This window comes from Deltaproteobacteria bacterium, from assembly GCA_028818775.1.
Classification (GTDB): Bacteria; Desulfobacterota; Binatia; order UBA9968; family JAJDTQ01; genus JAJDTQ01.
This window is the reverse complement of record JAPPNE010000055.1, coordinates 23478-33244: the sequence shown is the minus strand read 5'-3', so window position 1 is coordinate 33244 and position 9767 is coordinate 23478. Positions and strand designations below refer to the sequence as shown.

At 69.2% G+C, this 9767-nt stretch carries 5 protein-coding genes; 4 read left to right on the top strand and 1 reads right to left on the bottom strand.

Annotated features, from left to right (window positions below; all coding sequences use genetic code 11):
* Nucleotides 1–79 precede the first annotated feature (79 nt).
* Nucleotides 80–802 (bottom strand): MBL fold metallo-hydrolase, encoded by a 723-nt coding sequence (locus OXU42_07115; protein MDE0029151.1) that lies wholly within the window; start codon nucleotides 800–802, stop codon nucleotides 80–82.
* A 205-nt stretch (nucleotides 803–1007) separates the two neighbouring features.
* On the opposite strand from OXU42_07115, the gene OXU42_07110 reads away from it, so the two are divergent.
* The 4 genes from OXU42_07110 to OXU42_07095 all read left to right on the top strand — a co-directional run bounded on the left by OXU42_07110 (nucleotide 1008) and on the right by OXU42_07095 (nucleotide 9626).
* Nucleotides 1008–4271, top strand: coding sequence for an exodeoxyribonuclease V subunit gamma (locus OXU42_07110; protein MDE0029150.1), 3264 nt, complete (start codon nucleotides 1008–1010; stop codon nucleotides 4269–4271).
* Nucleotides 4268–7699: a UvrD-helicase domain-containing protein gene (locus OXU42_07105; GenBank protein MDE0029149.1), complete on the top strand. Its 3432-nt coding sequence runs from the start codon at nucleotides 4268–4270 to the stop codon at nucleotides 7697–7699. Before OXU42_07110 ends, OXU42_07105 begins: the two co-directional genes overlap by 4 nt.
* Complete coding sequence (locus OXU42_07100; GenBank protein ID MDE0029148.1) at nucleotides 7696–8430, top strand: hypothetical protein; 735 nt, start codon at nucleotides 7696–7698, stop codon at nucleotides 8428–8430. The genes OXU42_07105 and OXU42_07100 overlap by 4 nt, the downstream gene beginning before the upstream one ends.
* A gap of 155 nt (nucleotides 8431–8585) precedes the next feature.
* Nucleotides 8586–9626, top strand: a complete 1041-nt coding sequence (locus OXU42_07095; GenBank protein ID MDE0029147.1) for a tripartite tricarboxylate transporter substrate-binding protein — start codon at nucleotides 8586–8588, stop codon at nucleotides 9624–9626.
* Nucleotides 9627–9767 lie beyond the last annotated feature (141 nt).

The following is a 9767-nucleotide window of genomic DNA, read 5'->3' as shown; positions in this document are numbered from 1 at the left end:
GGCACCACGCGAGGAAGAGCAACGCAGCCGACGGCAAAAAAGACCAGCAAATTATCGCAGGTATTTGCGGGACGCGACACTAAAGGTCCACGACCATTCCATCCTCGGCGGTCCGGATGGGCAGCGACCGGCGCCGCGCCAACATCTCCTCCCCCATGTGCGTCAGGATCAGCCGCTTGCACTCCAGTTGTTCCCGGTGGGCGGCGACCTGCACGTAGCTCATGTGCGACGTGGACGGATCGTCGTAGAAGCAGCATTCGCAGATGAACAGGTCCGCGCCGCGGCTGTGCGCGACGAACTGGTCCGTCCAGCTTGAATCGCCGGAAAAGAGCACGGTGCGGCCCGCCGCCGTCACCCGGAGTCCCAAGGAAACGGCGTCGGTCTGGTGCGGCACCTGGAAGGCCAGCACCTCGGCGCCGGCCACGGCGGTGACGGTGTCGGGCTCCATCTCGGTGAAGACGGCGAAGGGCAACTCCTTTGCGCCGTACATCAGCCTCATGAGGGCGCGCACGCGCTCCTCGGTGCCCGGCGGCCCGGCCACCACGAGCGGACGCGTCCGGGGCCGGTCGTAGAGGTAGTGGATGAAGAAGAAGGGCAACCCGCCGAAGTGGTCGCCGTGCAGATGGCTCAGGATGACCGCGTCGAGGTTCGCCGGGTCCAGGCGGGCGCGCCTGAGGGCCGGGAGAGTAGAGGGGCCGCAGTCCAGGAGATACAGGTGCGACCGGTCCTCCAGCAGGTACGCGGTCTGGTTCCGCCCGCCGCTGCCGAAGGCGTCCCCGGATCCTAGAAAGTGGACTCTCACAAGATCGAGATTAGCAACGCCTCGCCGACCTTGGCAATGCGTAACGGGTCTGCCAAAGTCCTGGGAGACCCCGATTGTTCGGGATGTCCTTCGACTTCGCTCCGCTACGCTCAGGACGAACGGGCGTGATGACGCTCTCCCGTTCGTCCTGAGCGTAGCGGAGCGCCAGCGGAGCGAAGTCGAAGGGCGCGATTCCGGCGGCTCCATGAACATCGTTCTCGGTCCCTATCACCCGCACCTGGAAGACGCCCTCGCCGGCGAGGTCCGGGCGCTGCGCGCACGCGACCGTCTCGCTCCGCTCTTGCTGGTGGTGCCGTCCGAGACGCTGCGCCGGCGGGTCAAGCTCCTGCTCGCTCACGAGCACGGCCTCCATCTCCTGAACACCCACATCCTCACCTTCTCCCAACTCACCCTGAGCCTGTTTCACGAGGCTCACGGACCGGAAAAACCGGCCCTGCGGGACGAGATCTTCATGGAAGAGGCGCTGAAACGCGTGCTTCCGGCACATGGCCGGTTCGCGCGCATCGCCGACAACGAGGGGGGCTGCGGCGCGCTATGGCAGAGCCTGCGCGACCTCAAGGACGCCATGGTGGACCCCGAGCTGGCGCTGGACGCGCTGCGCGAAGGCCATTTCGCCGCCCGGGACCGTGACGCTCTGCACGATCTCTTCGAACTGCACCGGGACGTGACGCGGCGCTTCCCGGAGTGGCGTGCGCGGGATCACCAGGACCTGGACGGCATGGCCGCGCTGGAGGCACCGCGGTCGCGCTGGCTCGGGCAGTTCGAGCGTATCTGCTACTACGGCTTCTACGAGTTGACCCAGACGCAGTTGGAGCTCTTCCAAAGCATCGCCGCCCACCATCCGGTGACCCTGTTCTACCCACTTGCTCAAGGGGATGCCGACTGGTCCTTCGCCCGGGACTTCTTCGACCGCTACCTGCGCGGCCTCGCCGGGGCGGATGACGTCGTGGACCTGCTGGGCGGTGGCGGGGAAACCGCTGCCGCCTCCGGGGGCCCGGAACCGCACGAGCCGGGCCGCCGGGAACCGAACGGACCAGCCACCGGGAAAGGCCGCCTTCCCGCGCCGGGGACTCCGCCTCGCCCGGCCCCCCGCCGCGAGGTTCTCGACTGCGCCAACCCGCGGGACGAGGTCCTCACCGTGGCCAAGCACCTGCTCCGCCTCGCGGAGGAGGAAGGACTCGATTTCCGGCACACGGGAGTGGTGGCGCGCACCCTCGACCCGTATCTGCCGTGGATCCGGGAGATCTTCCCCGCCCACGGCATCCCGTTCCACACGCCCGCGCGGGAGCCCCTCCACCGCTCCCAGCGGGTACGGGCCGTGCTCGGGCTGCTGGACCTGCCGGTCCGGGACTACCCGCGCGCCGCGGTCATCGACCTGCTCGCGTCCCACCACTTCGACTTCGCCGGCGTCCTCGGCAGACCGGTGGAGCCCCGGCCCGAACTGTGGGACGTCGCCACGCGATCCCTGGGCATCGGCCGCGGCATGAGCGAGTGGCGGCGCCTGGAACGCTACCGCGACACGAGCCTCGAACTGAACCTCGTGGACGAGGAGGAAGAGGGACGCCGCCTTCGCGTCGGCCCGGCACAACTCGGCGCGCTGCTGGACGCGGTCGAGGCTCTGCACCGGGATCTGAACGCGCTGCCGCGGCAAGCCGCCTGGTCCGATCTCGCGGCCCGCTGGCGCGCGCTCATCGACCGCTTCCTGGCCCCGGCGCCGGATGACGGTGAGGCCGAGGTGACCCGCGCCATCGACGACGCCTTCGCCGGGCTGGCGGCCCTGGACACGGTCGGCGGGAGGGTGCGGCTGGCGGATTTCGCCGCCGCGCTGCGCAAATCGCTGGAACGGGCCTCGGTGGCGCTGATGGGCGTGCCCGTGCCGGGCGTGCAGTTGCTGGATGCCGGCGCGGCCCGGGGCATCCCGTTCCGCGCCCTCTTCCTCGTGGGCATGAACGAGGGCGTGTTTCCCCGCACCATCCGGGAGGACCCGTTCCTGCCGGACCGCGCCCGGCGCACGCTGGAAACCGTGCTGGGCTACAAGATCTCCTCGAAGCTGGCGGGCTACGACGAGGAGAGGCTGCTGTTCGCGCTGCTGTCGGGGGCGGCCGCCGAGCGCCTCTGTTGCACCTGGCCGCGGGCCGATTCGGCCGGGCGCGCGCTGGCCCCGTCGTGGTATCTCCGCGCGGTGGCCCCCGCCAAGGACACGGACGCCGGCGGCATGGAGTCCCGATCCATTCCCAAGAGCGTCCTGGGCAAGCGCGGCACGCCGCCCTTCGACGATCCCCGATGGCTCCTGCCCGAGGAACTGGCGGTGCGCCGGGCACTGAGCGGCGACGACCCGCGCCCGCACGCCCGCATCGCCGGCGCGTCCATGGAGAACCTCGACAAGAGCCTGGCGGCCATCCGCGCGCTCGACGACGGCGCCGGCACGCCGGGACCGTTCGACGGCGACACCGGCCCGCTCCCGGAAGCGTGGGACCGCCTCCTGGAACGCCGGATCTCGCCGACGACCCTCGAAGCCTACGGGCGCTGCCCCTTCCAGTACTTCGCCGGCCGCGTGCTGCGCCTGGAACGGCTGGAGCGTCCCGAGTGGACCGCGCCGATCCAGGCGCTGGAGCAGGGACAGATCTGTCACGAGATACTCCAAGCCTTCTACGAGGACCTTGACCGCGCTCTCGGGGACGGCTGGCGCGAGTGGCTCGACAGCGCCGCCGCCTGGGTCCTGTCCGCCTTCGAGGAACGCAGCCCCACGGGCTACCCGGCGGCGTGGGAAGCGTCCAAGGAGGAGCTGCTGGCCATGCTGCGCGAGGCGGTGCGGGCGGACCGGCGGGAAATGATGGACTCGGGCTTTCGCCCCGTGGGACTGGAGAAGGACCTCACCGCGCAACTCGACGCCGACTGGCCGGAAGACCTGCGCGGTCTCCCGCTCCAGGGCCGGCTCGACCGCGTCGACCACGATGCGCGGGGCGGCCGGTATCGGGTCATCGACTACAAGTACAAGAGCGGCAGGGCGCCCGGGGCGGTGGACAGGAACCCCGTGCTCGCCGCGCTCCAGGGGCGCAGGCTGCAACTGCCCATCTACCTGCTGCTGGCCGGCGGCGGTGAAATCGGCCGGGAAGCGGCCGGCGCGGGCGCCATCGACGCGGCCTGGTACTTCCTGGCTCCACGCTGGGAAAACGGTCCCTTGGTCGCGAAAGAACTTACCGGCCAGTCGTGGCAAGAGCCCGCCGGCGGGAAGATTCGCGACACCGTCGCGCGCCTGCTGAGGGGGATCCGGGACGGCGAGTTCCCGATGGTGCCGAGCGATGACTACTGCCGCTTCTGCCAGGTAAGGGAGATCTGCCGCAAGGACCACTTCCCGTCGGCCTCGCGCGCCGCCAGGCATCCCGCGGCCGAGGCGCTGGCGCGTATCCGCCGGATGAAGCTCACGGGGGAGACCGGAACGTCATGACGACCCCGCCCGCGGACGAACGGGAACGCCGGCTGGCCTCCACCACCTTCGACCGCAACGTGGTGGTGACCGCGGGCGCGGGCACCGGCAAGACCACCCTGCTGGTGGAGCGCTGCGTCAACCTGCTGATGCGCCGCGAGCCCGCCCCGGTGCGCGTGACCGAGTTGGTGGCCCTGACCTTCACCAACAAGGCGGCCAACGAGATGAAGGCGCGGCTGCGCGACCGCCTGGAAGCGCTGGCGGAGACCGGCGCGGCACGGCCGCGGCCGGCGGTGGACGGCGGGACGGAAGAGGCCGATGCCTTGTGCGAACGTTACGGACTCGCGCCGGACGATGTCCGCGACCGCGCCCGCAAGGCGCTGGCGGACCTGGAGCGGGCCCAGATCGGCACCATCCACGGCTTCGCCGCATCGCTGCTCCGGCTCTACCCGCTGGAGACCGGGCTCGACCCCGGGTTCCGCGAAGGCGACGACCGGCTTCTGCGGAGGCACTTCGACACCTCCTGGGGCCTGTGGCTCGACGGCGAGCTGTCGAGCGCCGGGCCGAGGACCGGGGAGTGGAAGCAGGTCCTCGCGCGCTTCCCGCTGGAGCAGATCGGGGAGTTGGCGCGGGGCTTGTGCGCGGAGAACGTGGATCTGGAGGGAATCCGGCGCGCCGGCGCAGTCGGTGACCCCGCCGAGGTCCTGGAGGAGTGGCTGGGCGATCTGGACGAAACCGTAACGTGTCTCATCGCGCGTCACCCGGAACAGCGGAAGAACGAGCAGGCGCTTGCGGTGGCGCGGGAGGTGATCCGGTCGATGCGCTCGGCTCCCGCCGAAGCCGTCTCCGTCGACCCCGACGATTTGAGCCTTCTGCAATGGAAACCGTCCGCCGTGAAGGGGTGGAACGAGGACGATCTCGAACGCGCCCGCGACGTCCTGAAGGCCGCCGGCGCACTGGCCCAGGTCGACCGCGGGCGGATGGACCGGCTCTGCGCCCTGCTGACGCCCTTCGCGCGGCAGTGCCGCGCGGACTTCACCCGCAAGGGCTTGGTGACCTTCGACGGCCTGCTGGTGCGCGCCCGCGACCTGCTGCGCGACCACTCGCGCATCCGCGAAGAGCTGAAGGACCGGTACAAGGCCATCCTGGTGGACGAGTTCCAGGACACCGACCCGCTCCAGTACGAGATCCTGCTGTGGCTGTGCGAGAAACGGTCCCAACGCGCGGCGACCTGGCGCGACATCCGCCTGGCCCCGGACAAGCTCTTCGTGGTGGGGGACCCCAAGCAGTCCGTCTACGGGTTCCGCGGCGCCAACATCGAAGCCTACCTGAAGATCATCCAGGAGATGATCGTGGCCCAGGGAGGGGTCCGCTACCCGCTGACGGCCAACTTCCGCAGCGACAGCCGCATCCTGGACGCGGTGAACGGGATCTTCCGGAACCTGATCCGGGAGGAACCGGGTTTGCAGCCGGAGTACATCGCGCTTCAGCCCGGTCTTGATGGCGCCCTGGAGCCGCCGGAAGCATCAAGTCCAGGGCCGGTGCGGGTGCGCCGGGTAACCGCGGCGGACCGCAAGCTGAATGCCGAAACCGCGCGCCGGCTGGAGGCGGAGTCCCTGGCCCGCTGGCTCGACGAGGAAATCCTCGGCCGCGTCTCCTTCCGCGACCGCGACGGCAGCCTCGTGCGCGCGCGGCCCGGCCACGTGGCCTTTCTCCTGCGCGCCCTCACCAACGTGCAGGTCTACCTGGAAGCGCTGCGCCGGCGCGGCATCGGCTACGTCGTGGAAGGCGAGCGCGACTTCTACGCCACCCAGGAAGTCGTGGACACGGTCAATCTGTTGCGTGCTATCGACAACCCGCATGACCGCCTGGCGCTGGTGGGAGTGCTGCGCTCGCCGCTGGGGGGACATGACGACGTGGAGATCTACGAGTTGAGCCGGAAGAGTCTCCTGAGTTACCGCGCGGCGGCCGACCATCGCTGGGTGGACCTTCCCCGGACGACCCTGGATCTCTACCGGCGCCTCGACCGCCTGCACCGCGAGGTGCGTTTCCTGGAGGCCGGGCAAGCGGTGGAGCGGGTTTTCAAGGAGTTGCCCCTGTCGGTCCTGGCGGCAAGTACCGCGGCCGGCCAGCAGGCCGTGGCCAATCTGGACAAGGTCCGGCTCGTGGCCGAGGAGACCAGCGCGGAAGGCAGCGGCACCTTGAAGGACGTGGTCGCGGAGCTGGAACGCCGGGTCCTGGACAGGGAGAACGAGCCCGAGAGCCCGCTGGAGGAAGAGACCCTGGACGCCGTCAGGATCATGAGCATCCATCGCGCCAAGGGTCTGGAGTTCCCCATGGTGGTGCTGGTGGACGCCATGGGCGGCACTGGCGGCAACCGGTCCTTGGAGGCCGAGGTGCGGCGGGACTGGGCCACCGGGCTGACGGGGTTGCGCATCGGCGAACTGTCGAGCCTCGCCGGTGTCTACCTTGACGCGAAACGGCGCCAAAGGGAGGAGTACGAGCGCAGCCGGCTGCTGTACGTGGCCATGACCCGGCCGCGTGAGCGGTTGGTGATTTCCTTCGCGGAAAGGGACCGGGCGTCGAAGGCTCCGAGCGACAGCCTGCTGGCCATGCTGGACGAGGCAACCGGCGTCAACTTCGCCCAGGCCGGGCCGGGCGCTGTCCGCTGCGACGCGGGCGAGATGAAAGTCGAGGTAGTCGTGGAGGACGCGGCGGCCGAGGAACGCGACGGCCGACCGCCGGCACCGCCGGACGCGGATGACTGGACGTGGTACGAAGACCTGTGGCGCCGGCGACGGGAGGACTGGGACGCCCGCCGCCAAACCCCGATCTTCCTCACCCCCACCCGGCTCAAGGCCGCCGGCGAGGCGGCGGAAGCGGACGTGAGGCAGCCCCGCGCCGCGGGCACGCCCGATGCAGACGGTCTCGAGCGCGACACCGCCCTCGCGCTCGGGACGCTCGCCCACCGGGTGCTAGAGCACTGGGACTTCCAGACCGAGCGCGTCGAAGAGAACCTGGACGAAGCCGTCGCCAAGCACGCGCCCGCCCTTCCCGCGGCTGAGAAGCAGGTCCTCATCCGGGAACTGAAGAAGATCTGGACCGCCCTAGCCCGTTCCGAGGTCTACGACGAGCTTCGGTCCGCGCGCATCCTGGGACGCGAGATGCCCTTCGTCATGCCCTGGAACGGGCAGGTCATGGAAGGCGTCATCGACCTGGTCTACGAACGGGACGGACGGCTCTACGTGGCCGACTACAAGACCGACCAGGTTGCCGACGACGGCGTCGGCCGTATCATGAACGACTACCGCCACCAGGCGGAGATCTACACCGAGGCGGTCCGGCGAGGCCTGGACCGGGAGGTGGAAGCCTTCAGGCTGATCCTGCTGCGGTTGGGCCGGGCCGTGGATGTGCCGCCGGGACCGGTCGCGCCGGCTCATGAGCCATGAGGAACGAACCCCACATTACCGCGGAGGGAATGCTCGCCCGGCTCGGAGTCAAGCCCGGCGCCCTCGGAAAGGTGGCCCTGGTGCCCGGCCCCCGCGAACGGGCCGCGCGGCTGCGGCTCGCCCTCGAGGACCCGCGCAAGACCCTCGCCTTCCAGGACTACGAAATGCACACCGGCACCCTGGGCGGGCGCCGCGTCACGGTGGGCAACGGCGGGCGATACTCCCCGGACACCGCCATCACCACCGAGCTACTGTGCGCCGCCGGCGTAGAAACCCTGGTGCGGGTGGGGAGCTGCGGCTCGCTGCAAGGAGGCGTCAAGGTGGGCGATGTCGTCATCGCCACGGGTGCCGTGCGGGGGGACGGGGCAAGCCCGCGATACGTTCCCGAAGACTTCGACACCGTGTCCCACCCGCGCGTAGTGGAAGCGCTGACACGCGCGGCCGAAAACCTCGGCGTCCCGGTCCACCACGGCCGCGTGTTCACCACCGATGCGCTGTTCCGGGAAACGCCGGAGCTGCTGGCCGACCTGGAACAACAAGGCATCGCCGCCATTGACATGGTCACCGCCGCCTTCCTCACAGTGGCCCAGGTCAAGGGCGCCAAGGCGGGCGCCGTGCTGGCGGTTTCCGACGAGTGCGTCACCGGCAAGCTCGGCTTCCACGGACCGCCGGCTCGTGAGGCCGAGAAGCGCGCCATGGAGATCGCGCTCAAGGCAGTGGAAGTCCTCTGATGGCAGAACGTGCGAAAAACTCACGGGCCGAGATCATCGCCGGTTGCAGAGACATCGAGGAATTCGTACCGTTGAGCTTCCCGGCGCATGATGCCGGACGGTCCGTAACGGGCCGCCGGGCTCCAAACCGTCTCTTTCCGAAAAGGAGTAACACCATGAGACCGTATCTCCGTTCCGTGCTCCGTGTGGCCCTGGCGGCGGGTATCGTCATGGCCGTCGTGGCCGCCACCGCGGCCTCGGCCGAGGACTTCTACAAGGGCAAGACCATCCGCATCATCGTGGGCTCCGCCCCAGGTGGGGGTTTCGACACGTACGCGCGGCTGGTGGGCCGGCACATCGGCAAGCACATACCGGGATCGCCGCGGACCCTGGTCACCAGCATGACCGGCGCCGGCAACCTGATCGCGGCCAACTACATGTACAACAAGGCCAAGCCCGACGGCCTCACCATCGGCCACTGGGTGGGGACGCTGGTGCTGCAGCAGGTGCTGGGGAACAAGCGGGTCCAGTTCGACGCCCGGAAGTTCGAATGGATCACCGTCCCCAAGCCCAGCTACACCGCGTGCATCGTCGCCAAGGACAGCGGCATCACCAACTTCGAACAGTGGCTCGCGGCCAAGCAACCCCTCAAGCTCGGCGGCATGGGGCCGGGAAGCTCCATCTCGGACATCCCCAGGCTGGTGGGCGCCATCACGCCGGTTCCCTACCAGTTGATCGAGGGTTACGGGGGCGCCGCCCGGATCCGCCTGGCCATCGAGAAGCGCGAGGTCTTCGGCGGCTGCTGGAGTCCCGACGTCATCCTGTCGTTCTGGCCCAAGCGGATTCCCGGTGAGCTGAACTTCGTCGTGCAGGTCGGCGTCGGCCGGCACCCAAGGCTCGCCGGCGTGCCCAACATCGTCGAGCTGGCCAAGACCGCGGAGCAGCGCCAGTTGGCAAACGTCGTCGGACGTAATGCCCACGAGATCCTGAGAGCCTTCTCGCTGCCTCCGGGCACACCGAAGGACCGCGTGGAACTCCTGCGCAAGGCTTTCGCGGCCACCTTCAAGGACCCCGCGCTGCTGGCCGAGGCCAAGAAGGCCAATCTCATCATCAACCCGATTCCCGGCACCCGGGTCGTGGAAGCCGTGAACGAGTTCTTCGAGCTCGATTCCGAGCTGATGGTCAAGCTGAAGAATATCCTGGTGCCGAAGCGGTAAGCGGCGTTTCCCCGCCTCACCCCACCTGGATTCCCGCGTTCGCGGGAATGACGATTCAGGGGGTTGTCGCCTCTCTCAGATGGTGCTTAGACACAACTTGGCCGTTGAACCAAGTCGGGTGGGGCCAGGTAACGCAGGCAC